General features: G+C 60.8%; 21 protein-coding genes, 2 tRNA genes and 1 pseudogene. 18 read left to right on the top strand and 6 right to left on the bottom strand.

Annotated elements, in window-relative coordinates; translation table 11 throughout:
• Nucleotides 1–282: 282 nt before the first annotated feature.
• The 18 genes and pseudogenes from KQI11_RS10815 to KQI11_RS10730 all read left to right on the top strand — a co-directional run bounded on the left by KQI11_RS10815 (nucleotide 283) and on the right by KQI11_RS10730 (nucleotide 20,131).
• A tRNA-Pro gene (locus KQI11_RS10815) sits at nucleotides 283–359 on the top strand.
• 496 nt (nucleotides 360–855) lie between these two features.
• Nucleotides 856–1,314 (top strand): MarR family winged helix-turn-helix transcriptional regulator, encoded by a 459-nt coding sequence (locus tag KQI11_RS10810; RefSeq protein WP_216402116.1) that lies wholly within the window; start codon nucleotides 856–858, stop codon nucleotides 1,312–1,314.
• A complete protein-coding gene (locus KQI11_RS10805) occupies nucleotides 1,293–1,973 on the top strand; it encodes a nitroreductase family protein (protein WP_216402129.1) in 681 nt (226 codons plus the stop codon). The genes KQI11_RS10810 and KQI11_RS10805 overlap by 22 nt, the downstream gene beginning before the upstream one ends.
• Nucleotides 1,974–1,985: 12 nt before the next feature.
• Nucleotides 1,986–2,585, top strand: a complete 600-nt coding sequence (locus KQI11_RS10800; RefSeq protein ID WP_216402115.1) for a nitroreductase family protein — start codon at nucleotides 1,986–1,988, stop codon at nucleotides 2,583–2,585.
• A 23-nt stretch (nucleotides 2,586–2,608) separates the two neighbouring features.
• Nucleotides 2,609–3,499: a radical SAM mobile pair protein B gene (locus tag KQI11_RS10795; RefSeq protein ID WP_216402114.1), complete on the top strand. Its 891-nt coding sequence runs from the start codon at nucleotides 2,609–2,611 to the stop codon at nucleotides 3,497–3,499.
• Nucleotides 3,492–3,682: pseudogene (locus tag KQI11_RS10790) on the top strand (DNA-formamidopyrimidine glycosylase family protein); the annotation flags it as partial. The gene KQI11_RS10795 and the pseudogene KQI11_RS10790, both read left to right, overlap by 8 nt.
• A 36-nt stretch (nucleotides 3,683–3,718) precedes the next feature.
• Entirely contained in the window at nucleotides 3,719–4,243 is a 525-nt protein-coding gene (locus KQI11_RS10785; RefSeq protein ID WP_286172733.1) for a zinc finger domain-containing protein, read from the top strand.
• A gap of 872 nt (nucleotides 4,244–5,115) precedes the next feature.
• Nucleotides 5,116–5,712 (top strand): TetR/AcrR family transcriptional regulator C-terminal domain-containing protein, encoded by a 597-nt coding sequence (locus KQI11_RS10780; protein ID WP_216402111.1) that lies wholly within the window; start codon nucleotides 5,116–5,118, stop codon nucleotides 5,710–5,712.
• A 139-nt stretch (nucleotides 5,713–5,851) separates the two neighbouring features.
• Nucleotides 5,852–6,997, top strand: coding sequence for a lactaldehyde reductase (gene fucO, locus KQI11_RS10775; protein ID WP_216402110.1), 1,146 nt, complete (start codon nucleotides 5,852–5,854; stop codon nucleotides 6,995–6,997).
• Between the two features lie 201 nt (nucleotides 6,998–7,198).
• Complete coding sequence (locus KQI11_RS10770; protein ID WP_216402109.1) at nucleotides 7,199–9,895, top strand: bifunctional diguanylate cyclase/phosphodiesterase; 2,697 nt, start codon at nucleotides 7,199–7,201, stop codon at nucleotides 9,893–9,895.
• 248 nt (nucleotides 9,896–10,143) lie between these two features.
• Nucleotides 10,144–10,923, top strand: coding sequence for an SDR family NAD(P)-dependent oxidoreductase (locus KQI11_RS10765; protein ID WP_044992937.1), 780 nt, complete (start codon nucleotides 10,144–10,146; stop codon nucleotides 10,921–10,923).
• A 727-nt stretch (nucleotides 10,924–11,650) separates the two neighbouring features.
• Nucleotides 11,651–11,938 carry a hypothetical protein gene (locus tag KQI11_RS10760; RefSeq protein ID WP_216402108.1) on the top strand — a complete coding sequence of 96 codons (288 nt, stop codon included), beginning with the start codon at nucleotides 11,651–11,653 and terminating at the stop codon, nucleotides 11,936–11,938.
• Nucleotides 11,935–13,632, top strand: coding sequence for a sulfatase-like hydrolase/transferase (locus KQI11_RS10755; protein ID WP_185916619.1), 1,698 nt, complete (start codon nucleotides 11,935–11,937; stop codon nucleotides 13,630–13,632). Before KQI11_RS10760 ends, KQI11_RS10755 begins: the two co-directional genes overlap by 4 nt.
• An 86-nt stretch (nucleotides 13,633–13,718) precedes the next feature.
• Nucleotides 13,719–15,788 (top strand): membrane protein insertase YidC, encoded by a 2,070-nt coding sequence (gene yidC, locus KQI11_RS10750; RefSeq protein ID WP_286172727.1) that lies wholly within the window; start codon nucleotides 13,719–13,721, stop codon nucleotides 15,786–15,788.
• A gap of 190 nt (nucleotides 15,789–15,978) precedes the next feature.
• A complete protein-coding gene (locus KQI11_RS10745; RefSeq protein WP_216402106.1) occupies nucleotides 15,979–16,572 on the top strand; it encodes a DUF308 domain-containing protein in 594 nt (197 codons plus the stop codon).
• Nucleotides 16,573–16,743: 171 nt separating this feature from the next.
• Nucleotides 16,744–17,457, top strand: a complete 714-nt coding sequence (locus tag KQI11_RS10740; protein WP_216402105.1) for a DUF2461 domain-containing protein — start codon at nucleotides 16,744–16,746, stop codon at nucleotides 17,455–17,457.
• Nucleotides 17,458–17,508: 51 nt separating this feature from the next.
• Entirely contained in the window at nucleotides 17,509–18,333 is an 825-nt protein-coding gene (locus KQI11_RS10735; RefSeq protein ID WP_216402104.1) for an MBL fold metallo-hydrolase, read from the top strand.
• A gap of 163 nt (nucleotides 18,334–18,496) precedes the next feature.
• Nucleotides 18,497–20,131, top strand: coding sequence for a putative polysaccharide biosynthesis protein (locus KQI11_RS10730; RefSeq protein ID WP_185916614.1), 1,635 nt, complete (start codon nucleotides 18,497–18,499; stop codon nucleotides 20,129–20,131).
• Nucleotides 20,132–20,304: 173 nt separating this feature from the next.
• On the opposite strand, the gene KQI11_RS10725 is transcribed toward KQI11_RS10730, so the two are convergent.
• The 6 genes from KQI11_RS10725 to ftsZ form a co-directional block, all read right to left on the bottom strand.
• A complete protein-coding gene (locus KQI11_RS10725; RefSeq protein ID WP_216402103.1) occupies nucleotides 20,305–21,252 on the bottom strand; it encodes a nucleoside hydrolase in 948 nt (315 codons plus the stop codon).
• A 430-nt stretch (nucleotides 21,253–21,682) separates the two neighbouring features.
• A tRNA-Gln gene (locus tag KQI11_RS10720) sits at nucleotides 21,683–21,758 on the bottom strand.
• 196 nt (nucleotides 21,759–21,954) lie between these two features.
• Nucleotides 21,955–22,146 (bottom strand): alpha/beta-type small acid-soluble spore protein, encoded by a 192-nt coding sequence (locus tag KQI11_RS10715; RefSeq protein ID WP_059003892.1) that lies wholly within the window; start codon nucleotides 22,144–22,146, stop codon nucleotides 21,955–21,957.
• Between the two features lie 105 nt (nucleotides 22,147–22,251).
• On the bottom strand, nucleotides 22,252–22,785 hold the full coding sequence (locus KQI11_RS10710; RefSeq protein ID WP_216402102.1) for a hypothetical protein: 534 nt from the start codon (nucleotides 22,783–22,785) through the stop codon (nucleotides 22,252–22,254).
• Nucleotides 22,786–22,979: 194 nt separating this feature from the next.
• Complete coding sequence (locus tag KQI11_RS10705; protein ID WP_216402101.1) at nucleotides 22,980–23,855, bottom strand: hypothetical protein; 876 nt, start codon at nucleotides 23,853–23,855, stop codon at nucleotides 22,980–22,982.
• 138 nt (nucleotides 23,856–23,993) lie between these two features.
• Nucleotides 23,994–25,058, bottom strand: a complete 1,065-nt coding sequence (gene ftsZ / locus KQI11_RS10700; protein WP_021658878.1) for a cell division protein FtsZ — start codon at nucleotides 25,056–25,058, stop codon at nucleotides 23,994–23,996.
• Between the last annotated feature and the right edge of the window lie 51 nt (nucleotides 25,059–25,109).

Genomic DNA, 25,109 nt, shown 5'->3' with positions numbered 1-25,109 from the left:
GGCACAGCGGGCCCGTCTCCCCTCCCCGCGATCTGCTTTAAAAGCGGAAAGGGCAGGGACAGCCGCCCCGACACACTTGGTCGCGCAGCGATGGGGCAGGACATCGCGGTGGCAGAAAAGGGAGCGCCAGGGGCCGTTGGCGCCCGCTGGGGCAAAGGGCCCGCTGCAGATGGGGCGGGGGCGGGCGCTCCGACCTGCAAAGGGGCAGAAAGAGGGCGGCTGCCTGCAAAAAAGGGGTTGCTTTTTTGGCGGGAACGAGTATAATATTGTAGGTAACAGTATCGAGGTGTGGCTCAGTTTGGTAGAGCGCTGCGTTCGGGACGCAGAGGCCGCAGGTTCAAGTCCTGTCACCTCGACCAGCAATACAGACCTGTTTTTTATTGAGAGATAAAAAACAGGTCTGTTGCTATTTTACGACACTGTTCTGGTAAAACCGCAGCATATAATCGCACTTTATCACATGTGAAAACACTTTATTTTACTTTTGAGTTCGGCCACCATTTGATTTGCCCTTTTTTCATATAGTGTTTGAGTGTTCCCAAACACGCAGATAAGGGAAAATGCAGCAATAGGGACGAAGATGCAGGTAAACGAAAGGCCGCTCGGTACAGTTCACAGAACGCACTAAGGGGCCTTTTGGTTTGTGCACAGCGTGGCGCCAACTATCGGCGCATCGCCCGCCCTTCCAGCGAGATCGTTTGGCGCTGCGCAAATCGCTGGAACACGGCAAGCGGATATGCAAATATTCGCCCTCCACAGGAGAAATTCCAGTCATGGAGGACTTGACAGCCCAATGCTCATTTGATACAGTAAAGTCAAATATTAGACTGTCAAATATCGTATGGAGGTGCTTTTGTGGATTATGAAGAAGTGAGGGAGTACGTCAATCAATATTGCGCATTGCGAGATGTTCAATATGCCGCCTATGAATTGTATGCGAGGAAGCACGGCTTGACCGCAAAAGAGTTGTTCGTCCTGGACATCATCTGGTTTGCGCCGGACGGCTGCCTGCAATCTGACATTTGCGAACGGCTGTCCGCGACAAAGCAGACCGTCAGCGCAATTATCAAAAAGTTCTTGAAACAGGGCTATGTATCACTGACCGAATCGGAGACGGATCGCCGGAATAAGATCGTCCGCTTTACAAAAGCGGGGATCGAGTACACGCAAAAAATCATACCGCCCGCCGCTCATGCGGAAATAGACGCCATGAGCGAACTATCCGGGGAAGATATTGCCGAGCTGGTGCGCCTGACCACGCTTTTTTCTCGCTGCATGAGGGAAAAGTTTGAATCGATCCAGGAGCAATCGTAGCCAGGCAGAGGAGAGATAGCGAGATAGAATTTGATGAAGTCATCGACAGGAGAAGAACCAGTCGAGAATGGACGGACAGAGAGGTAGACTTTGAAGCGATAAAAAGGATCATTGGAGCCGGCATGAAAGCGCCCTCTTGGGATCACTGCCGAAGCTGGCAGTTCATCGTCCTCCATACCAAAGAGGAAAAGGGACATGCGTTCAGCTTCGCAAAATCAGTCGCACGGAAATTCGATCCTACGCGATACGAGGGCCGAACGCTCAATTTATCTCAGGAGATGTATCTTTACGCCATGCCGCGGCAGCACACCATGCTGATTGATTGCCCCTATGTGATCGTTCCGCTGTTTCCATGCAAACGGCTCAACGCCGAGTGGGTGAGCAAACTCAACCCGCTCGCCACTGCATGGTGCGTGGCAGAGAACATCATGCTGGCCGCCATCAACGAGGGCTTGGGGTATTCCCTCCGCATCCCCCTGAACCGAGAGCACGATGTGGTGTTGGAAAAGCTGGGTGTTCCCGATGGATGGATGACCCCTTGTTTCATCGGTGTGGGCCATCCCAAAGAGGACGAGCGTGTGCTGGAGCAGTACAGCACCGACCCCAGCGGTCACATACGCATGGGCGGCTGGCACATCCAAGAAACAGTGAACCTGTAAAGGAGAATGGACATGGAATTTTACGAAGTGATCGAAAAGAGAAGGAGCATTCGTCAGTTTGAGGACAAGGCCATACCCACGGATATGCTGGAGCGGATTTTAGCCGCCGGCCTGCAGGCCCCCTCGTCCAACCACCAGCGGCAATGGCAGCTGGTGACGCTGACAGACAAGGCCGTCATCAGGGAGCTGGCAAAGTTCATCAAACCCTATCCCTGCCGCATCACCGAGCCCAAAACGCCCCAGCAGGAGATGTTCAAAATCGCCTACCCCCGTCAGCGGACGATGGTGGAGGAGGCTGCCTGCGTGATCCTGCCCTATTTCAAGTGCAAGTACGACATGAAGAGCACCACCAACGACTACGGCTTGATGGACTATGGAGCGGCCTGGGCGCTGGTGGAGAACATTTTGCTGGCCGCCACCGCCGAGGGACTGGGCTCTGTGATCCATATCCCGGTGAAGAAAGAGCCGGAGCAGATCAAGGCGTTTATGAATATCCCGGACGGGTATATCCTCCCGACGCTTATCATGCTGGGCTATTCCAGCAAGGATGCGTTGATCCCCACTCAGGTCAAGGCCACGGTGGAAAACAGGGTTCACTGGAACAAGTGGTAAAGGAGAAATGCGGAGGCGGCCCTATGACAGTCAAAGAAATCGAAGCGAAAAGTGTCCTTACCAAATCAAACCTGCCTGTCAGCGACTATTCCGTGAACCCCTATGGAGGGTGCGCCCACGCCTGCAAATACTGCTACGCCAGTTTTATGAAGCGGTTTACAGGCCACACCGAGCCGTGGGGCGAGTTTGTGGACGTAAAGCGCTGGCCCGCCATCCGGCACCCGGAACGGTATGCGGGAAAGGAGCTGTTTATCGGCTCCGTGACCGACCCCTATCAGCCGTTGGAGGAGACCTATGGTCGCACCAGGGCGCTTTTGGAACAAATGCAGGGCAGCGGGTGCAAAATCAGTATTGCCACCAAATCCGACCTCGTTTTGCGCGACCTTGACTTGATCAAGACCTTTCCAAACGCCCGCGTGTCCTGGTCGATCAACACCTTGGATGAGGACTTTCGCAAGGAGATGGACGAGGCGGCGAGCATCGAGCGCCGTCTTGCCGCCATGAAAGTCTTTCACGATGCCGGCGTGCGGACGACCTGTTTCATCTCCCCCATCTTCCCCGGCATCACCGACGTGCCCGCCATCATCCGCAGGGCCAAGGCCCAGTGCAATCTCGTATGGCTGGAAAACCTGAACCTGCGGGGGAGCTACAAGGCAGTCATCCTGGACTACATCAAGGAAAAGCACCCCAGCCTTCTGCCGCTGTATCAGGCGATCTACCAGCAAAATGACCGCGCCTATTGGGCCACTCTGGATGAAGAAGTGCGGGAGTTCACTGCGGCGGAGGGCCTCACCTATGTCCGGGACGACGACTCCATGAACCGCCCCTTCGAGGCTCCGCCCATTGTGGTCAACTTCTTTTTTCACGAGGAAATCAAGAAGTCGGCAAAGAGGGAGGTGACCAAAAATGCCTGACCTGCCGGAGGTGGAGACCGTCAGGCGCACCTTAAAATCTCAGCTCGTGGGCAGAGCGGTCAAAACTGTGGAAGTTTGTAGCGGGCGGAGTTGTTTTCGGCGCTCCCACAAGGGCAGATGATCCAAAATATCAGTCGCCGGGGAAAGTTTCTCACCCTCCATTTTGAGAGCGGAGACAGGCTCTCCCTGCACCTGCGGGTGACGGGGCAACTCCTGTTCATGCCCAGGGAGGAGGCGCTGGGGCCGGGGCCAACAGACCCAACTTTGACCGCAGAGTATCTCAAATTGAAACTCGGCAAACGGAAGAAAGCCATCAAAGAAACGCTTCACGACCAGACGGTGGTGGCCGGGGTCGGCAACATCCATTCCGATAAAATGCTGTCTGTTGCAGGCGTCTGTCCGGGGGCAGGGCGCGACGCCCTCAGTGATGCCGACTGGGGGCGGTTGGCGAATGCCATTCCGAAAGTCGTCTTATGGGGCGACGCCGACCAAATGACCCCGGAGGAGCACCTGCGTGGCAAAGGCAAAGCGCACCAAAACGCGGTGTATTTGCCGGTTTATGGCCGCGGTGGACAGCCCTGCCCGACCTGTGGAGACGCCCTCTGCCGCAAGGCAATCGGCGGCAGAAGCAGCACATATTGCCCAAATTGTCAAAAGGCTTGCCAAGTCGGGTCGGTTTTTTGCGGGCAAAAGTCAAAGCGACACTCGGGCCTTTTCAACGCCACGGTTTTTACAGTTCTTTAAATCATAGCCGCACCCATTGTAAAAGGCGAAAACAGAGAATGGCACTGCCTCTTAGCCAGGCGAAGTGTTTGTTGTTTTGGGGTCGTGCCCCTGCGCAGGGTCCCGCCCCGGGGATGCCGCCCGTGAACAGCGGAACGGAAATATCGATTTTACATGGCAGTCCGAGTGTCCGCACGGGCACTCGGATTTTTTATCGGCCGCGATTGTGAACCATCCCGCCAGCGGCAGGTCGCCCTTACCCATTCCCCTCCTCCCTTTGTGGGGGCGCTTTTTGCACCTCTGCACAGGGTTCTCCTGCTAGCTCTCCCCACCGGCGAATTCCAGCGACCTGCCCTCTTTTGCACCCTCGCCTTTTTGGGCGGGCCCGCCAATCGCCGGTCTGCCATCCCCCACCTGCCGCGCTGCCATGCCCCAACTTCACGGGCGAGGTACGGTTTTGTGAAGTGGGCACTGCTGTGGCGCCCAAAAGCACCCCAAGTGCAACCAGGACAAGGCGGTGGGGCCGCCACCTCTCAGCAGGAAGGGCTGAACCCCAAGGAAATTGTCCGCCCGGTGAGGGACCGCTTCACACCCTGGCCGCCGTCGACCCGGCAACCGGCCCCTACTCCTGGGAAAAGGTGCCCCTCGCCGTCTGTCGCGCGCTGGGGGAGCAGCTGGCCGGCACCGCGCAGGATGAAAAAGAGTGGACCCTCGGGTCCACCGGCAGGCGCCGCAATGTCTGGGGGGCCTCTTTAAAGGGCTGCGCCTCTACGCCTGGTCTGCCCCATTTTGCCCTCCTTTGCGCATCGTCCTCCCCTTTTCAAAGGGGTTTGAAAACCCGCTGCCACCTTGGTACAATAGAGAAAAGACAGCTGTGGGGAGGGATCACCCTGATGGAGCGACCGGCCAGCCGGCAGGAGGCGACCAAGTACCGCCTCGCCGAGGCGATCAAGGCCTGCATGAAAAACACCCCTGTCGACCGCATCACCGTCTCGCAGATCGCCGAGATCTGCGGCGTCACCCGGCAGACATTTTACCGCAATTTTCTCGACAAGTACGACCTGGTCAACTGGTACTTTGACAAGCTGCTGCTGGAATCCTTCGCCCACATGGGCAGCGGCCGCACCGTGCTGGAGGGGTTGGAGCGCAAGTTCGCCTACATCCGGGAAGAGCGGGTGTTCTTCACCGGCGCCTTCCGTTCAGACGACCAAAACTCCCTCAAGGAGCACGACTTCGCCCTCATCCTGCGCTTTTACACCGAGAAAATCGAGGAGAAGACCGGCCTGCCGCCGGACGAGCAGACCCAGTTCTTGCTGGAGATGTACTGCCGCGGCTCGATCTACATGACGGTGAAGTGGGTGCTCGGGGGGATGCGCGAACCGCCGGAGCAGATGGCCCGGCGGCTGGTGGAGGCGATGCCCGCCAAGCTGGCCCGGCTCTTTGTCAAGCTGGGGCTCCTGCCGCCCGAAGAGTCCCCTCTCCCCAGATGAGGGCCGCCGCCCAAAAAGTCCGCCCCGATGTGACAGCCGGGGCGGTTTGTCACTTTACTTCCTCCCTGTTCCCCCTTACGATGGAAGGGAAGGGGGCCGCCTGGCCCACCGCTGATTCGGAAAAAGGAGTAGAGGACTTATGGCAGACAGGATCATGCTCAACCAGACTTCCTACCACGGCACCGACGCGATTTTGGAGATCGCCAACGAGGCAAAGGCACAGGGCTTTCAAAAGGCCCTTGTCTGTTCCGACCCGGACCTGATCGAATTTGGGGTCACCTCCAAGGTCACCGATGTGCTGGACAAAAACGGTCTTTCCTACGAGGTGTACTCGGACATCAAGGCCAACCCCACCATCGAAAACGTTCAAAACGGCGTGCGGGCCTTCCGCGCTTCGGGGGCCGACTACATCGTCGCCATCGGCGGCGGCTCCTCGATGGACACCGCCAAGGCCATCGGCATCATCGCCGCCAACCCCGAGTTTGCAGACGTGCGCAGCCTGGAGGGGGTCGCCCCCACCAAGCACCCCAGCGTCCCCATCATCGCCGTCCCCACCACCGCCGGCACCGCCGCCGAGGTGACCATCAACTACGTCATCACCGACTTGGAGAAGAAGCGCAAATTCGTCTGTGTCGACCCCCACGACATGCCGATCGTCGCCATCGTCGACCCGCAGATGATGGCCTCGATGCCCAAGGGACTGACCGCTTCCACCGGGATGGACGCCCTGACCCACGCCATCGAGGGCTACACCACCAAGGCCGCCTGGGAGATGACCGACATGTTCCACATCAAGGCCATCGAGATCATCGCCCGCTCGCTGCGGGGGGCGGTGGCCAACACCCCTGAGGGCCGCAAGGACATGGCCCTGGGCCAGTACATCGCCGGCATGGGCTTTTCCAACGTGGGGCTGGGCATCGCCCACTCGATGGCCCACACCCTGGGCGCGGTCTACGACACCCCCCACGGGGTCGCCTGCGCCATGATGCTCCCCATCGTCATGGAGTACAACGCCGCCTGCACCGGCGAAAAGTACCGGGAGATCGCCCGGGCCATGGGGGTCAAAGGGGTGGACGGAATGTCCCAGGACGAGTACCGCCGGGCCGCCGTCGACGCGGTCAAGCAGCTCTCGGCCGACGTGGGCATCCCCTCCAAGCTGGAGGCCATCCGGGAGGAAGACCTCCCCTTCCTGGCCGAGTCTGCCTTTGCCGACGCCTGCTGCCCCGGCAACCCCAGAGACACCAGCGTGGAAGACCTGAAGGCCCTTTTCCGCAAATTGATGTAATTTTTTGAAATGGCTTTTTGACATCTCTCAAAACCAGCTGCCCTTGTAAAGCAGCCGGTTTTTTTGCATTTTGGGCCGGTTTTGACACCGTGAGCGCGGGATATATCTTTCTCCAAACATCCCCTTTTTGCGGTTGTTCTTTTCGACAGTTTTTGATATAATAAATAAAATAAATGCGGACCCTCGGTCATGGAGGACAAGATGCACAAACGATTGACGCCGGCTTTGCTGGCCGCTGCGCTGCTTCTCACCGGGCTGCTCTCTGTCCTGTCGATCCGTGGCTTACAGGGGAACGCCAGGGTGATCAACTACGCGGGCGTGGTGCGGGGCGCCACCCAGCGGCTGGTCAAAGAGGAGCTGGCCGGGCACCCCAACGACGCCCTCATCGGGCGAATCGACGGCATTCTCGACGAACTCGCCACCGGCGAGGGGGAAAACAGTCTCGCCCGGCTGGAAGACGCCTCCTTTCAGGACCTCGTCTCCCAGATGCGGGCCGGGTGGGCGGAAATCAAAGGCGCCATTGCCCAGGTGCGCCAGGGGGCTGACGGCGAGGCCCTCTACCGCCTGAGCGAGTCCTATTTTGAACTGGCCGACCACACCGTGTCGGCCGCCGAGATCTACTCCGAGCGGCAGGTGACCAAAGCCCAGCTGGCCCTGCTGATCCTCAGCGCCGTCTTTTTGGTGTTGGCCGCCCTGCTGGCCTGGTATGGGGCGGTACAGGCCCGCCGGCAGCGGGAACTGCAGGCGGCGGAGGAGGCCAACCGCGCCCGGCGGGAGAGCCTCTCGCGGATGTCGGAAGACCTGCGCGCCCCCCTCAACGACATCTCCGAACTGATGTACGTCGCCGATTTGGAGACCCACGAGCTGCTCTTCATCAACGAGACGGGCCGCAAGACCTTTCACCTGGAAGAGGCGGCGGGGCAGAAGTGCTATCGGGTGTTGCAGGGCTTTTCGCAGCCCTGCCCCTTCTGCACCAACCGGCAGCTGGTCCCCGGCGAGACCTACACCTGGGAGTACACCAACCCCATCACCCAGCGGCACTACCTGCTCAAAGACCGGCTGCTGGAGTGGGAGGGCCGGGCCGCCCGGCTGGAAATCGCCTTTGACATCACCGAGGCGGAGGCGGAAAAGCAGTCCCTCAAACGCACCCTCGACGCCGAACAGATGCTGATGGAGTGCGTGCGCGCCCTCTACCGCGAGCACGACTTAAGGCAGTCCGTTCCCCCGGTGCTCGAACAGCTGGGCCGCTACCTGTCGGCCGACCGCACCTACCTGATTTTCGAGCGGGGCGGTCTGCTCTACAACGACTACGAGTGGTGTGCCGAAGGGGTGGTCCCCCAAAGGGCGCTGCTGCAGGGGATGCCCCTGTCCACCATCGACCGCTGGCTGCCCTTTTTTGACCGCCAGGAGTGCGTGGTCGTGGAAGACATAGAGGAGCTGCGGGAGCGCTCCCCCCTGGAATACGACCTGCTGCGCAAACAGGACATTGTCCGCCTGGTGGTGGCCCCCCTGGAGCAGGACGGCCAGCTGCGGGGCTGTGTGGGGGTGGACAACCCCCTCGCCCAGAACATGCGCACCATCCCCTCGGTGCTCCAGACCCTGGGCTACTTTCTCATGCTCGCCTATCGCCGCGCCGAGAGCGAGCGGGAACTCTCCCGCTTGAGTTACTACGACACCCTGACCTCCTTTTTCAACCGCAATCGCTTTATGGAAGACACCGAGACCCTCTCCGCCCAAATGGGGCCGGTAGGGATCGTCTACCTGGACGTCAACGGCCTCAAGGACATCAACGACCGGCACGGCCACGCCTTTGGCGACAAGGTGCTGGTCGAGTGCGCCCAGCAGATGCAGGAGGTCTTCGAGGGGGCCAACTTCTACCGCATCGGCGGGGACGAATTTGTCATCATCTGCCCGGGGACGGCGCGGGGCGATTTCGAGGCGCAGGTGAGGGCGCTGCGGCAGCGCTTCCAGGCCAAGGCCAGCTGCCGGGCCGCTATCGGCGCCCGCTGGACCCCGCAGTTGGAGGACCTGCAACAGGTCATCGCCAACGCCGACGCTGAGATGTACGAGGACAAAAAGGAGTTTTACCGCCAAAACCCCGCCTCCAACCGCTACCGCCACCACAGCGACGAGGTACTGCACCTCTCCGACCCGCAGGTGCTGCAGAGGGAGATCTTGCAAAACCGCTTTGTGGTCTACCTGCAGCCCAAAATCTCCTCCAGCGACCGCACCGCCGTAGGGGCCGAGGCCCTGGTGCGCTACCAGCCCCGCTCCGGCTCCCTGGTGCTGCCGGGCAACTTTCTCCCCCTGCTGGAGGAGAGCCAGACGGTCAGCCAAATCGACTTTTACGTCTTTCAGTTCGCCTGCTCCCGCCTCAAGGAGTGGGCCGACCAGGGGAAACAGGCCATGCCGGTGTCGGTCAACTTCTCCCGCTGCTCCCTGGCGCAGCCGGATTTTGTGCAGCGGCTCGACGGCCTCTGCCGGCAGTACGGGGTGGAGAAAAAATACTTGGAAATCGAGATCACCGAGACGGCGCGGGAGTCCGACGGGGTGGACTTAAAGGTGCTGATCGGCGATTTGCGGCGGGCGGGCTTCATCGTCTCCATCGACGACTTCGGCACCGAGTACGCCAACCTGGCCCTCCTCTCCTCGGTGGAGTTCGACGTGCTCAAACTGGACAAGACCCTGGTGGACGACCTGGCCGGCAACCACCGCGCCCGCACCGTGGTGGAGTCGATCGTGGACATCTGCAAAAAGATGGACATTCAGGTGGTGGCCGAGGGGATCGAGACCGAGGAACAGCTCTCGGTGCTGCGCGACTGCGGGGTGGAACTGGCCCAGGGCTTTTTGTTCAGCCGCCCCATCCCCATCGAGGAGTACGAAGAAAAATACCTGTAAAATCTGCCCGACAAGGCCGACCGACCTTGTCGGGTCTCTTTTTCTCCTGAAATTTGTGCAATATCCGCTGTTTTAAGGAAAAAATAGCCCTGGGCGGCAACTTGCTTCCCAGGCCGGCGGTTCGTGAGAGCAGAGGAGGAAAAGGTGCCGAATTTCCGATTGACAATGTTTTAACAAAGGAGTACAATGCTCTTTGGAAACCCCAGCATAGAAGGACGTATTTTATTGATTTTAAGGAGATGGGCAGAATGGGGATCTTTGACGGAAAGGTCGCAATCATTACCGGCGGGGGCAAGGCCAAGTCGATCGGCTACGGCATTGCCGTGGCCTATGCCAAGGAGGGGGCCAACCTGGTCCTGACCGGCAGAAACGAGCAGAAACTGTTGGACGCCAAGGAGGAGCTGGAGCGCCTCTACGGCATCAAGGTGCTGCCGCTGGCGGTGGACGTCACCCCCAGCGACGAGTCGGAGGACCGGGTCAAGGAGGCCGTGCAGAAGGTCATCGCCGAGTTCGGCCGCATCGACGTGCTGATCAACAACGCCCAGGCGTCGGCCTCGGGCATCCCCCTGTCCATGCAGACCAAGGACCACTTTGACCTGGGCATCTACTCCGGGCTCTACGCCACCTTCTACTATATGAGGGAGTGCTACCCCTACCTGAAGGAGACCCAGGGCTCGGTCATCAACTTCGCCTCCGGCGCCGGCCTCTTCGGCAACGTGGGCCAGTGCTCCTACGCCGCCGCCAAAGAGGGCATCCGCGGCCTCTCCCGCGTCGCGGCCACCGAGTGGGGCAAGGACAACATCAACGTCAACGTGGTCTGCCCCCTGGCCATGACCGCCCAGCTGGAAAACTTCAAGCTCTCCTACCCCGAGGCCTACGAGAAAAACCTCAGAGGGGTGCCCATGGGCCGCTTCGGCGACCCCGAGCTGGACATCGGCCGGGTCTGCGTGCAGCTCGGCTCCCCCGACTTCAAGTACATGTCCGGCGAGACCCTCACCCTGGAAGGCGGCATGGGCCAGCGCCCCTAACCGCTCACACTTCTCCCTTTTCCCTACACACACAAATAGGCCGCCGGCGTCTGCCGGCGGCCTATTTGTATCTCACAGCCAGTCTGTCTTGCATCTGCAAAGGCGGTGGTTGCCTCATCACCCGAAGTGCTGGCCACATCGATTGTCCGACAGCGGCGCAGGTCCAACCGTCTCGCCGCGCCGCCTCCTCCCCGTTGGCATCTCTACTCCTTTTTAAAGGGCACACAAAACTTCTCCCCTTTTTAACTTGTCGCCCGCCTCGCCGGCACAGGACCCGAACCGCTGCCGCACGCCGATCAACTCCAAACCGCCATAAATGGGTCGAAAATCTCCTTTGCCATAGGCGCACCGGTCCTGCTACATACAAGAAAGAAGGGCCAATAAGCCCCGTGGCGGCAGAGCGATTCCCGTGTGCAGATATTTGCCTGTTCGCCGAATGGCAAATTGGCGCCTTTCCCTCTGCGATCTGCCTCTTGGGGAAAGAGAGGGAAGCAGGCCCTTTTACACGGCTTTTTTCGTCAACGGACTGGAAAATTATACCTTTTCTTTCATCTAAAAAACTGTCTAAATGCTACAAAAGAAGCAATCTCATTTTAAAAAGAATCGAGCTGTCTCGACACAGTTTTTCGTTCAAATTTACAAGAGCGATAATTTATGCTATAATACAAAAAGTTTTGCAAACTTTGCAGGTTTTTGTAAAAATCAGGAAAGCGGAGGAGTTATCATTATGCTTTTGTACATTGACCCGGCGGCCACCTCTTACATCATCCAGGTCATTGCGGGATTGGTCATCACCTTGAGTGTATCGGTGGGTATTTTCTGGAAAAAAATCCGCCTGTTCTTCTTAAATCGGAAGATGAAAAAGGTGGAGCAACAGCTGAAAGCCCAGACCGGCGCCGAGGAAACAGAGTCGGCCAGTCAGGCTGTCGCGGGGCAGTCCGCCTTTGCGCAGGACATGACCGAAGAGGACGGGGTCGTTGAGATCAAATTGGACGAGGAGGACGCCATCCGATGAAATCGGGAAGATGGTCTGCCCTGGTGCGCGATGATCGGCCCCTGAAAAAGCGCCTTCCCCCCGCTCTGCTGGTCAGCGGCGCCATCTCGTTTACCTTTGTTGTCTTTGGCATCTTGGACCTCTATGTGGGAAATAGCGATATCTTCCCCTTTCTCTTAAAGGATATTCTGCTGCCGGTTTTGCTGGCCGGACTCCTCTGTTTTGCGGCGCTCGCCGCCATCCTGCTGCTGTTGCGGGGAAAACTCTTTGACGTCGCCCTCTCTCTGGGCCTTGGAGTCTTGCTGGCCGGGTATTTGCAGGGGAACTTTTTAAATCTGAACCTGGGGCAGCTCACCGGCGACCGCATCGCCTGGGAGGACTACGCCGTCCACAGTCTGCTCAACGCCCTGTTGTGGGTGGCCATCGTCTGCGCCCCCCTGGTCCTGCGGTATTTCAGCCAGAAAATCTGGCGGAGCGCCACCGTCTTTGTGCCGGTGCTGCTCATCGGGATGCAGCTGGTGGGGCTTACGACCTCTGTCTTTACCAGCGGGGTATTGGAGCAGAAGAGTGCCAACCGCTACCTCTCCACCCGGGGACTCTATGAGGTCTCTTCCCAGAAGAATGTCATCGTCATCATCCTCGACCGGTTGGACGGAAAATACGTGGATGCTGTCCGCAAAGATGACCCGACATTTTTCGACGGGATGGACGGCTTCACCTACTACGGCAACAACACTTCGCAGTACGGCCGCACCTTCCCCTCCGTGACCACAATGCTCACCGGCAAACCCTCCTTCTATCAGGAGCCCGCCAGCGAGTACTTTGACGAGGCGTGGGGAAATGCCACCTTCCTGCCCACCCTCAAAGAAAACAATTTTACCACAAAACTATATATCGAAAAGGGGTATACCTACTCCAACATCGAGCAGCTGGACGGCCAGGTCGACAACATCGACGCTGGCGAGATGACTGCGCAGACCCTTCCCCTCATGCGGAGGATGGCGGTCCTCTCTGCCTATCGGTATGCGCCGCACGCCCTAAAGCCCAGCTTCTGGATGCCCACCAGCGTGTTCAACGACTACGTGGAGGCAAATGCGGAGATCGGCGCCTACAAAACCGACGACGTAGCCTTCTACAAGGGGCTAAAAGCAGAGGGGTTGACGGTGCAAAACACCCAGAACAACTTTGCCTTCTACCACCTGCACGGCTGCCACGACCCCATCTACAATGAAAAGGTCGAGTACGTCCCAGAGGACCAGACCTCCCTGCTCCAGCAGACCAAAGGCGCCTTTAAAATCGCCTTTGAGTACATGGATCAGCTCAAAAAGCTGGGGCTCTACGACGACGCCACCATCATCATCACCGGCGACCACGGGAAATCGGGCGATTGGATGCGGCTGGACATGTACAAGACCACCGGTCTGTTCTACAAGCCCAGCGGCAGCTCCGGCACTCCGCTGGCCAATTCGGACGCCCCCACTTCCCTCGCCAATTTCGAGGCCACTGTGTTGCAACAGGCTGGCATCGACTACGCCGACTACGGCAGCGCCATCTCCGACATCCCGGAGGGTGCAGATGTCACCCGGAAGTTCTACTATCGGATGAACAATGAGACCGAGGATGTGCTGGAGGAGTTTGAAATCAAAGGCGACGCCAGAAAGTTCTCTAACTGGCACAAGGTGGGCGAGACGGTCAACAAATACCCCCACGGGTGATCTCCCCCCTTTTTGTAAGCCCATATCTCTGTCCCCCGCCCTCCGGCGGGGGACTACTACGACACGAGGATGTGTAGCTTCTTATGATGGACATCATCAATACCGTCCTGGGGATCCCCCTAGGCTATATCATGTACTTTTGTTACTGGCTGGTGCGGGACTACGGCTGGGCGATCATACTCTTTACCGTGCTGGCCAAGGTGGTCATGTTCCCCATCTCCCTGAGCGCGCAGAAAAACTCCATCAAGATGGTCAAACTGCAGCCCCAGTTGGAGGAGATCAAGGTCAACTGCGCCGGCAACGCCGACATGGCGGCCGAGGAGCAGATGCGGCTGTTCAAAAAAGAAAAGTACAGTCCCTTTGTGAGCATGGTCCCCACCCTGCTGCAGATCCCCATCATCCTGGGGCTGATCAACGTGGTCTACAACCCCCTGCAGCACCTCTTCCACCTCAGCCAGGAGACCATCACCATGCTGGCTGGCTGCGTGGGCATCACCGACATCGGCTCGGGCGCCCAGCTGCAGGTGCTCAACGCCATGCAGCAGACCCCCGACGCCTTCTCCTCCCTGCAGGGGGCCATTCCGGGGTTTGACCAGCTCTTTGCCAACGTCTCAAAGATCAACCTGCACTTCATGGGGTTCGACCTGTCCCAGACCCCGTCCATCACCGACCTCTCCATCCTGATCTGGATCCCCATCCTCTCCGGGTTGAGCGCGCTGCTGATGTGCATTGTGCAGAACAAAATCAATGTCCTGCAGCGGGAACAGGGCTTTCTCGGCAAGTGGGGGATGACCATCTTTCTGGTGATCTTCTCCACCTACTTTGCCTTTGTCGTGCCCGCCGGGATCGGCCTGTACTGGATCGTGGGCAACCTGCTCGCCATTGCGGTCATGTACATCTGCAACCTGGTCTACAACCCCCGCAAGTACATCGACTACGAAAACCGCTCCGCCAAGCCCAAGCTCTCCAAAGAGGAGAAGGCCGCCATGCGCCGCGCCGCCAGGGAAAACCGCGAGCGCTCCAAGGCCGATGAAAAGCGCTTTTTCGCCGAGCCGGACAAGCAGCTCGTCTTCTACTCGGAGTCCAGCGGCTTCTACAAGTACTTCGAGCGGTTCATCGACTACATCACCGCCCACTCCGACATCGTCATCCACTACGTCACCAGCGACCCGAACGACCAGATCTTTCAGAGCTCCAACGACCACATCCGCCCCTACTTCATCGACAACCGGGACATGATGACCTTTATGATGAAGATGGACGCAGACATGGTGGTCATGACCATGCCCGACTTGGAAAACTACTACATCAAGCGCTCCCTGGTGCGCAAAGACATCGAATACCTCTACCTGGACCACGCCATGGCCAGCTTCCATCTGACCCTGCGGGAGGGGGCGCTGGACCACTACGACACCATCTTCTGCTATGGACCCAACCACGTGGCTGAGATCCGCGCCATTGAAAAGGAGTACGGCCTGCCCGCCAAACGGCTGGTCAAGACCGGCTACGGCCTGCTGGACTCGATGCTGGAAAACTACAGTGCCCAGGAGCACCGGGAGAATCCGGTCAAAGAGGTGTTGATCGCCCCCTCTTGGCAGAAGGACAACCTGCTCGACCTCTGTCTGGACCCCATTATGGAGCAGCTGTTGGGGAAGGGGTATCACCTGACCATCCGCCCCCACCCCGAGTATGTCAAGCGCTTCCCCGCCAAGATGAAGCGGATCACCGAAAAGTACCAGGACAAGCTGGGGCAGGAGCTGGAGATCCAGACCGACTTCTCCTCCAACAGCACCGTCTATGACGCCGACCTGATCATCACCGACTGGTCGGCCATCGCCCAGGAGTTCTCCTTTACCACCAAAAAGCCCTCGCTCTTCATCAACACCCCCATGAAGGTGATGAACGCCGAGTACAAGCGCATCCCCCTGGAGCCGCTGGACATCTCGCTGCGGGACCGCATCGGCGTGTCGGTGGACGTGGACAAGCTGGACACCCTCGGCGAAGTGGTGGGCGACCTGCTCTCCCACACCGAGGACTACCGCGAAAAGGTCACCGCCGTGGTGGAGGAGACCGTCTACAACATCGGCCACAGCGCCGAGGCGGGCGGAAAGTACATCCTCGCCTCCCTGGCACAGAAAAAACAGGCGCGACACTGACCCGTCAAACAGGCGGCTGCCCAGGGGGCGGCCGCCTGTTTTCTTGTCTGGACACCTTCCCCCGCCTGTCCAAACTTTGGACACTTTGCCCCCTCTGTCTATGTTCATCTCCCCCGCCAGGCGCTACAATAGAGGTGTCAAGGGGGCACCGCCCCCGGCAGTCAGACGAAACAGAAAGGGGAGGATCGCTTTGATCCGAATAGACGCTGACTTTGACTACACCAACGCCCTGGTAGAGGGGTGGAACCGCAAGCTGCGCTCGGTCCGCATCGCCAGTTTCATCATCAGCATCCTGCTGGTGGTCTGCGCCCTCCTCTGCGCATTTTTCCCGGTGCAGAGCGCCGGGGTGATGGGCGCCCTGGCCGCCATCCTCATCCTCGCCCTGGGGGTCTATCAGCTCATCGACTACTTCTGCGCGCCCCCCTTCCTGCGGGAGGCCGGCGGGCTGGTCAGCAGCGTCCTCAACCTCCTCATCGGGGTGCTGCTCCTCGCCTCCCCCACCGAAGCCACCCTCTCCACCTTCGCCTTCCTCCTGGGGGGCTTGATGCTGGTCTTCGGGATCAACAAGCTCTCCTTCTCCAGCAAGCTGGGCTACTTCGGGGTGTCCGGCTACGGCTGGGTGGTGGTCAGCGGGGTGCTGAACCTCCTGGCCGCCCTCTCCTTCCTCCTGCTGCCCCTCTTCTCCGCCCTGGTGCTCAACTACCTGGTGGCCGGCTACCTGCTGGTGGGCGGGGTGACCCTCTTCATCGAGGCCATCGCCATGAGGGACCTAAAGGTCCGCTGACAAAACCCGCTGCAAAGCCCTCGGCCCGCCCGGCCGGGGGCTTTTTGCCGTCCCCTGCCAAAGAGAGGGGGAACCAGGCCCCAACATTCGACTTTTTCCCCGATTCGTGGTATCCTGTTGCTGTGAAATCGTGCGGCCGCCGGGCGGTCCGCAGAGCAGGAGGTCTTTTTTATGCCCTTTTCCGCTGACACCCTGGACTTCTTATTTGAAAACCGAATGCACGACAGCCGGGAGTGGTTTGCCGAGCACCACGACCGCTACCGCAAGAGCGTTCTGGAGCCGCTGCGCCAACTGGTGGTGGCCCTGACCCCCAGCATGCTCTCCATCGACGGGGAGCTGGGGTGTGAGCCCAAGGTGGACCGCACCATCTGCCGCATCTGGCGGGACACCCGCTACACCCACGACCCCTCCCTCTACCGGGACAACATGTGGATCATCTTCAAGCGGGGCGGGCGGATGCACGGGACCGACTACCCCGGCTTCTACTTCGACCTGTCGGGGAGCGGCTTTGGCTACGGCTGCGGGTTCTACGCCGCCTCCACCGGGTATATGAATACCCTGCGCGGCCTGATTTTGGAGGGCGCCCCCGACTACCGCCGGGCGCAGAGATCCCTCGCCAAGTGCAAACAGTACGAGATGGACGGCGATTTCTACAAGCGCCCCCACTACCCCGACCGCCCGGCCGCGGAGCGCCAGTGGCTGGAGCGCCGCAACATCGGCTTCAACGCCTTCAGCAAGGACTTTGAGCTGCTCTTCTCCGACCGGTTGGCGGCCTTTTTGGAGGGGGAGCTGCTCCAACTGGCCCCCGTCTACCGCTTCCTGCTCAAGGCCGCCAAGTTGGAGCAGCAGCGGTTGGCCGCCCTGGACGGCGCACAGCGCCAGTAGTGGCGGCCCGGCCCACAACTCGCCCCAGAGGCGCAGAAAGGGAGGTTGGCAATGCTCCTCACCGTCCTGTCGGAAAACCGCTCAGACAGCCCGTTTTTGGGCGCTGAACACGGCTTGAGCATCTATTTGGAGGCCGGCGGCCGACGCCTCCTCTTCGACATGGGGGCCAGCGGCCTCTTCTGGAAAAACGCCCGGACGTTGGGGATCGACCTGTCGTCGGTGGAGATGGCCTTTCTCTCCCACGGGCACGACGACCACAGCGGCGGGCTGCCCACCTTTTTAAAGGGCAACGCCCGCGCCCCCGTCTACCTGCGGGAGGGGTGCTTTGCCCCCCTCTTCTCCCGCTCCGGCGACGGCTGCCGGCCCATCGGGCCCGACCCCGCCCTCACCGCCTCCCCCCGGCTGGTGTTCACCGGCGCGCAGGAGCGCCCCGCAGAGGGGCTGCTCCTCTTTTCCGACCTGTGTCGGCGGGAGCACTGGCCCTCCACCAACCGAAACCTGCTGCTGGAAGAGGGCGGCGTTTTAGGCCCCGACCCCTTTTTGCACGAGCAGTACCTGCTGGTGCAGGAGGGGGGGACCGCCCTTCTCCTCTCGGGCTGCGCCCACCGGGGGATCGAAAATATCGTGGCCCGCTGTGCCCAGCACCTGGGCCGGGCCCCGGACGCGGTGGTGAGCGGCTTTCACCTGACCAGCCCCCGCAGCGGCCAGGCGGCCGACGCGGCGGAAGTGCAGGCGGTGGGGCGGGCCCTGGCCGCCTATCCTCACACCCGCTACTACACCTGCCACTGCACCGGGGAAGGGCCCTTTGCCCAGCTGCGGGGGGAGTTGGGCGACCGCCTGTTCCCCCTGCATGTGGGGCAGCGCCTCGCCCTGTGATCCCTCGCCGGCAGCCCGGCAGAGGCGCGGTCTCGGAATTTCAGAAAACCCGAGAAATGGGCGGCGTTTTGTGGTAAACTAGATAGGAACTTTTGGCGGCCAAACCGCATTTTTCCAGGGGACAGTCTGCCTGGCCCCAGCCGCCGGTAAAAGGGGGAAGCCCATGGCATCCAAACGAAAGCAGAACTTTCTGGTACAGGGGACCATCCTGGCGGTGGCCGGGATCCTGGTCCGCCTCATCGGAATGGTCTACCGCATCCCCATGGCCAACATCCTGGGGGAAGACGGAAACGGCATCTATTCGGTGGCCTTCGGCATCTACAACATCGCCCTCACCCTCTCGTCCTACGCCCTGCCGCTGGCCCTCTCTCGGCTGGTGAGCCAGCGGATCGTCCAAAAGCAGTACCGCAATGCCCACAACGTCTTTCAAAAGACCCTCCTGTTGGGGCTGGCCACCAGCACCGCCGTCTCCCTGGTCCTCTACTTCGGCGCCGGCTGGCTGGAAAACCTCTACGCCAGGGACGGGCTGGCCGCCCCCCTGAGGGTGTTGGCGGTCACCACCTTCATCATGTCGATGGTGGGCACCCTGCGCGGCTTCTTCCAGGGGCGGGGCACCATGATGCCCACCGCCCTCTCGCAGATCTTTGAGCAGATCGTCAACGCGGTGGTGAGCGTGTGGGCGGCCTACGCCTTTGTCACCTCCAGCCCCAGCCTCTCGCAGACCGCTTCGCGCGGGGCGGCGGGGGGCACGGTGGGCACCCTGGCCGGCGCCGCCACCGCCCTGCTGCTGCTGGTCGTCGTCTACGCCCTCTACCGGCCCACCGTCATGCGCCAGATCCGCCGTGACCGCACCGAGGTGGAGGAGAGCGGCGGCCAGGTCTTTCGCATCCTGCTGCTGACCATCCTCCCGGTGATCCTCAGCCAGACGGTCTACCAGCTGGGGAACACCGCCGACGACCTGATTTTCGGCAACATCATGCAGGCCAAGGGGATGGCCGCCACCGCCGTCAGCTCGCTGCAGGGGGTCTTCAACTCCCAGTACGTGCTGCTCATCAACGTGCCGGTGGCCATCGCCTCGGCCATGGCGGCCTCGGTCATCCCCAGCATCGTCGCCTCCCAGACCCTGGGAGACCACCGCGAGGTCTGCCGCAAGGCCGACTCGGTGATCAAGTTCAACACGGTCATCGTCCTGCCCTGTGCGGTGGGGCTGGCGGTGTTGGCCCGGCCGATCATCACCCTGCTCTTCCCCAGCCTGGTCACCTACCGGGACCTGGCGGTGCGCCTGCTGGAGGTGGGGTCCTCGGCCGCGGTCTTCTACGTCCTCTCCACCATCACCAGCGCCATCCTGCAGGGGCTGGGCTTTATGCGCACCCCGGTCAAGCACTCCGCCATCGCCCTGGCCATCCACCTGGTGCTGATTCTGGGGCTGCTCTGGTTCACCGACCTGGGGGTGTACGCCCTGGTCATCGGCAACATCACCTTCCCCATGACCACCTGCCTGCTCAACTGGCGGTTTTTGCGGGCCCGCCTCCCCCACCGGCAGAACCTGAAAAGGATCTTCCTGGTCCCCCTCCTCTCCTCCGCCCTCATGGGGCTTGTGGCCTGGGGCGGGTACCACCTGCTGCACCTGCTGGTCAAGAGCAACCTGGTCTGCACCCTGGTGGCCATCCTGCTGGCCGCCGGCTGCTACTTTGTGTTGGTGCTGGCCCTGCGGTGCTTCTCCAAAAAAGAGCTCTACGAGCTCCCCCTGGGCCGCACCATCGCCACCCTGGCGGGCCGGTTGGGGCTGCTGAAGTAAACGGCTCTATAAAAAAGTGCTGTCCATTCGGACAGCACTTTTTTTGGTCGCACCCCCACACGGGCGGGTGGATGGAAATCATCTGAAGGCCGGTCTTTTTTGCCCCGACGACTGGCGCACCCCACACGGGCGGGCAAATCGAAATTTTGCAGACTTTCAGGGATCGGGCAAAACTACTCCATCTCCCGGTAGTACCGGCACATCTGCAGCAGGAGTGCCTTGTAGCGGGCGGTGTCGGTGGTCATGGCCACCTGGGCATTGGCGGGAGCCGTTCCCACCGGATCTGCCACCGTCTCGCCGTCCCGGTCGCCCGCGTCGTCCCGCACCCAGACACGGCGCTCTTCCCCGCCGCAGACGGCGTCGTCCATTGCCCAGGCCACGGCGATGGCGTCGTGGATGATGTTGGAGTCCTGCCCTTTGACAAAGGCGTTGTGGCGGGAATAGGCGAAGAGCTCCTTGAGCAGCGCGGCCCTGGGGCCGTCGCCGCAGGCGGCGATGAGCTCGTTTAGGTCCGCCTCGCTCAGGGCGCCGTCGCAGGTGGCGTTGAGCCCCACCATGTGGGTGGGCAGCTTTTCAAAGCAAATGCGGGCGGCGGTGGGGTCTTTAAAGATGTTTGCCTCGGCATAGGGGCTCTGGTTGCCCATCTCAATGCCGCCGCCCATGATGTAGAAGCGGGAGATGAGACCCGGCAGGTCGGGGTAGCGCATCAGGGCCTTGGCCACGTTGGTCAGGGGGCCGACGGCAAAGAGGAGCAGCTCGCCCCCTGCCCGCACCGCCTCGCGGTAGATGACGTCGCAGGCCTCGTCCTCGTCCAAGGGCTGACGGCCCTCCGGCAGGAGGATACTGGCGATGCCGGTGCTGCCGTGGACCGGGCTCACGTAGTCGTCGCCCCGGTCGTACTTTTTGAAAAAGGGCTCTTTGGCCCCTGCCGCCACCTGGGCGCCGATGGCCAGCACCTCGTTGAGGGCGCGGGCGTTGTAGAGGGTCTTTTTCAGGGGCATGTTGCCGTAGACCGCCGTGATGGCCCGGATGTCGAAATGGGGGCAGCTCTGGGCGAGGGCCAGGGCAAAGGCGTCGTCCACGCCGGGGTCGCAGTCGATGAGTACGGGAATGCGCGTCACAGGGATCGCCTCCAAACAATTTGATCTTGTCTCTATCATACCAGATGACAGCGGACCGGCAAAGGACAAAAGACCTGTCCGGTGGGAGAGAAGCCGACCCTCCCTCCCGCTGGGGTGCAGAGGGCCCTTGCCGGCCACTAAAATCAAAACCGCCAGCAAAACGGGTGGCATGCGCTGATCCCACTGAGCACCATACGGGGTCCGCCCCCCGAGGGACATCAAATTTCACACTCGCACCGACGCCAGTAAACCGGTGATATGGAATACCACTTTGCGCCATCTATGCCCAAACCGTTCTCTTTGCGCCTTTGGCGCCCTCCCCTTCAGGAAGGCCTATGCCAAGGCGATTTGTCCCCCCCAGCCAAACCGAGAGTTTTGGGCGCCAAAGCTACAACAAGAAAAGAGCCACATCGATCGATGTGGCTCTTTTTGGCTGGGGTAGAAGGATTCGAACCTTCGGAATGACGGAGTCAGAGTCCGTTGCCTTACCGCTTGGCGATACCCCAATATTTTCTTGGCGTCAGCAGTATTTATTATACCCCAAAAAGGGGAAAAGTCAACCTGTTTTCGCATTTCTTTTTTTATTTTTTCTGGAAATAAACGGGGGGACAAAATGGCTCCCTCTTCCTTTTTATTCGACAGGAAAAACGCCCCGCCGATTGGCGGAGCGCTCCCTGCAAGAGAAAAAAGTGAGAGTCGAAGTTACTTCGCGGAGTTCTCGTAAGCCTCGATCATCTTTTTGACCATCTGGCCGCCCACGGAACCGGCCTGCTTGGAGGTCAGGTCGCCGTTGTAGCCCTGTTTCAGGTTCACGCCAACCTCGTTGGCAGCTTCCATTTTGAACTTGTCCATCGCTTCGCGAGCTTCGGGAACAACAATTTTATTGCTAGACATGGTACATACACTCCTTAAAAATAGATGTTATTTGCGTTTGCAATAGTAGTATGGCCGTGCCCGTCAACACTATGACTGGAAATGTTTTCTCATTTTTTCTGCATTTTAAAAGGCGTTCGGCGACGGCGGAAGCCCGAGGAAGAGGGAGACGGCCGCCGCCGCCAACAGGGTGTACCCGCCGCTGATCCCCGGCGGCAGAGGCAGGTCCTGGGGGTCGGCCAGCCGCCCGAAGGGGCCGTGGATGGGCCGCAGCAGGCTCACCACCGGCTGGCCGTCCTGACAGCTGGAATAGGTCAGGGTGTCCCGCAGGGACATGCCGCAGCTGACGACCTGCCCCCGCACCTCCCCCTTCTGGTGGAGCCAGGGGGCGTCCTCCTGCCGCACTACAAACCCGCCGGCAAGGGCATTGGGCGGGAGGGAGACATCCCTCGCTCCCTCTTTGATGACCACCAGGCCCTGCCGCCAGCGCAGGGCGTCCCAGCCCTCGCTCTCAAACAGGCCGTAGAGCCGCCCTTCCCGGGAAAACACGGCGGTCTGCCCGCTGCGGCAGAGGAGGGCTTCCCCCCGAAAGAGGAGCTTTTCCACTGCCCGGGGGATCCGCCTGTCCCCGCTGGGCCCCAAAAACAAAATCGGGATCAATCGCTCATCACCACTTTGCCTTTTCTGCCGCCGGATGGCGGCCATTCCCCCTTATTCTGCCCAGGATTTGCCGCCGCCACACTTTTGCGCAAAAAAAGAGACCGCCTCCCAGAGGCGATCTCTCGTTTGAGCGATTTGATTGCTTTGGCGCGCGCAAATTTTCAAGGGGTCTGCAGCCATCCCCCGTCTGCCCGTCAGCGGCCGCCCAACAGCTTGGCGATGGTCTTGAGCAGCCCGCCCGCCTGGCCGCCGGCGCTCACCAAGACGGGACGCTCCCGGCAGAGGGGCGGTTCCGGCTGGACCGGCGCCGCCTTTTTGGGCGGGGGCTCCTCCCCTTTGGCAGGGGCGGGGATCGCCTCTTTGGGGGGCGGCGGGGCGACAGCGGGGGCGATGGCGGGGACCTTGCCGCCGCTGAGCTGGCCGCGCATCTCCTCCAGCCGCAGCTGGTAGAGTTCGACGGTGTCCCCCATCCGGCGAAGGTTGCCCTGCATCTGCGCCGCGGCTGCCCGCAGGGTCTCGCTCAGCCCGGCCACCTGGTCCCCCAGCTGGCCCATCTCCCGGGAGAGGGACTCCAGCTCTGCCAGGGCACGGTCCCGCTCCTCCCGGCCCTGGCGCTTGCCCTGGCGCACCAGGTCGGCGGCCATCCGCTTGGCCTCCACCAGAGCGCCCGAAATCTCGCCCTGGCGCTCCTCATAGCCCTTGAGCTTCTCCTGGTACTGGCGCACCATCTCCTGCAGCTCGTCCCGCTCGGAGTGGAGACCGTGGATCTCCAGGTCGCTGCGGCTGAGCTTGTCCCGCTGGGCGTTGATCTGGGAGTTGAGAAAGACCACCTTTTCCCCCAGTTCTTTGGCGCCCTCCCTCTCCTGCTCCAACAGCCCGTCCAGGCTGTCGATCCGTTCCCGCAGGGCGGCGTTTTCGTCGCGCAGGGTGTGGGTCTCCCCCTCCAGCTCGTCGATGCGGCTCAGCAGCTCGCTGCTGGCCTTTTGGTTTTCGGCGTTGAGCTGCTCGATATAGGCCAGCACGTCCGCCTTGCGGAAGCCGCCGATCGCGCTCTTAAACAATCCGTCCATGACACCCACCCTCTGCTCGGTTTCGATGTTGCCAGTATACCACGCCCGCCCTCAAAAAACAATCGAATTGCCCTCGCAGGCAGCAAAAAGGGAACCGTTCCCTCTCGGGGCCGGTTCCCGCTCTCGCAGGGGCAACGATCAGTTGCCCTTGTTTTTGAAGATGTTCATGATGGAGTCGATGTCCTCCTCCATCGAGTCGTCCCGGGACTTGAAGGTGTAGTCGGGAATGCCGAAATCGGCCTTGTTCTTCTCGTCAAAGCCGGTGGCGATGACGGTGATCTGCATCTCGTCCTGGTAGCTCTCGTCAAAGGCGGCGCCCCAGATGATGGTGGCGTTGGGGTCGGCGGCCTTGGTGATCTCGTTGGAGGCGATGGACACCTCGTCCAGGCTGATGTCGGGGGAGGCGGTGATGTTGATGATGACCCCCTTGGCCCCGGAGATCGAGGTCTCCAGCAGGGGGCTGGAGATGGCGGCAGCCGCCGCGTCGACAGCCTTGTCCTTCCCGCTGGCGCGGCCGACGCCCATGTGGGCGAGCCCCGCGTCCTTCATGACGGTGGTGACGTCGGCGAAGTCCAGGTTGACCAGGCCGGGGACATTGATCAGGTCGGTGATGGACTGCACGCCCTGTTTGAGGACGTTGTCCGCCGCCGCAAAGGCGTTGATGAGGGTGATGGGGGTCTCGGAGATGAGGCTGAGCCGCTCGTTGGGGATGACCACCAGCGAGTCGACGTGCTCACGCAGGGCGGCGATCCCCTCTTCGGCCTGCTCCATCCGCCGCTTGCCCTCAAAGGGGAAGGGCTTGGTGACGATGCCCACCGTGAGGATGCCCTGCTCTTTTGCCACTTCGGCCACCACCGGCGCCGCGCCGGTGCCGGTGCCGCCGCCCATCCCGGCGGCGATGAACACCATCTGGGTGCCCTTGAGGGCGGAGGCGATGGTCTCGCGGCTCTCCTCGGCCGCCTTCTGCCCCTTTTCGGGGAAGCCGCCGGCGCCGCGGCCCTGGGTCAGCTTGTCGCCGATCTGGATCTTCTGGGTGGCCACCGAGCGGTTGAGGGCCTGGCGGTCGGTGTTGACAGAGATAAATTCCACGCCCTTCATCCCGTCGTTGATCATCCGGTTGACGGCGTTGCCGCCGCCGCCGCCCACGCCAACTACGCGGATGGAAGCGACCTGGTCGAAATCGTCATCGAGAATAAAGCTCACTGTTTTCGTCCCCCTAAAATGTTTGTATCACAAGGCACAGCGCGGGGTGAA

This window comes from Acetanaerobacterium sp. MSJ-12 (assembly GCF_018917875.1).
Lineage (GTDB): Bacteria > Bacillota > Clostridia > Oscillospirales > Ruminococcaceae > Bittarella > Bittarella massiliensis.
This window is presented reverse-complemented; position numbering and strand designations above follow the sequence as displayed.

Excerpts from the sequence above, each read along its gene's own strand:
- KQI11_RS10800 (WP_216402115.1), top strand. The coding sequence starts at position 1,986 with ATGGAATTTTACGAAGTGATCGAAAAGAGAAGGAGCATTCGTCAGTTT.
- KQI11_RS10795 (WP_216402114.1), top strand. The coding sequence starts at position 2,609 with ATGACAGTCAAAGAAATCGAAGCGAAAAGTGTCCTTACCAAATCAAAC.
- KQI11_RS10730 (WP_185916614.1), top strand. The coding sequence starts at position 18,497 with ATGGCATCCAAACGAAAGCAGAACTTTCTGGTACAGGGGACCATCCTG.
- KQI11_RS10785 (WP_286172733.1), top strand. The coding sequence starts at position 3,719 with ATGCCCAGGGAGGAGGCGCTGGGGCCGGGGCCAACAGACCCAACTTTG.
- KQI11_RS10705 (WP_216402101.1), bottom strand. The coding sequence starts at position 23,855 with ATGGACGGATTGTTTAAGAGCGCGATCGGCGGCTTCCGCAAGGCGGAC.
- KQI11_RS10780 (WP_216402111.1), top strand. The coding sequence starts at position 5,116 with ATGGAGCGACCGGCCAGCCGGCAGGAGGCGACCAAGTACCGCCTCGCC.
- KQI11_RS10735 (WP_216402104.1), top strand. The coding sequence starts at position 17,509 with ATGCTCCTCACCGTCCTGTCGGAAAACCGCTCAGACAGCCCGTTTTTG.
- KQI11_RS10740 (WP_216402105.1), top strand. The coding sequence starts at position 16,744 with ATGCCCTTTTCCGCTGACACCCTGGACTTCTTATTTGAAAACCGAATG.
- KQI11_RS10770 (WP_216402109.1), top strand. The coding sequence starts at position 7,199 with ATGCACAAACGATTGACGCCGGCTTTGCTGGCCGCTGCGCTGCTTCTC.
- fucO (WP_216402110.1), top strand. The coding sequence starts at position 5,852 with ATGGCAGACAGGATCATGCTCAACCAGACTTCCTACCACGGCACCGAC.
- KQI11_RS10760 (WP_216402108.1), top strand. The coding sequence starts at position 11,651 with ATGCTTTTGTACATTGACCCGGCGGCCACCTCTTACATCATCCAGGTC.
- yidC (WP_286172727.1), top strand. The coding sequence starts at position 13,719 with ATGGACATCATCAATACCGTCCTGGGGATCCCCCTAGGCTATATCATG.
- KQI11_RS10765 (WP_044992937.1), top strand. The coding sequence starts at position 10,144 with ATGGGGATCTTTGACGGAAAGGTCGCAATCATTACCGGCGGGGGCAAG.
- KQI11_RS10715 (WP_059003892.1), bottom strand. The coding sequence starts at position 22,146 with ATGTCTAGCAATAAAATTGTTGTTCCCGAAGCTCGCGAAGCGATGGAC.
- KQI11_RS10755 (WP_185916619.1), top strand. The coding sequence starts at position 11,935 with ATGAAATCGGGAAGATGGTCTGCCCTGGTGCGCGATGATCGGCCCCTG.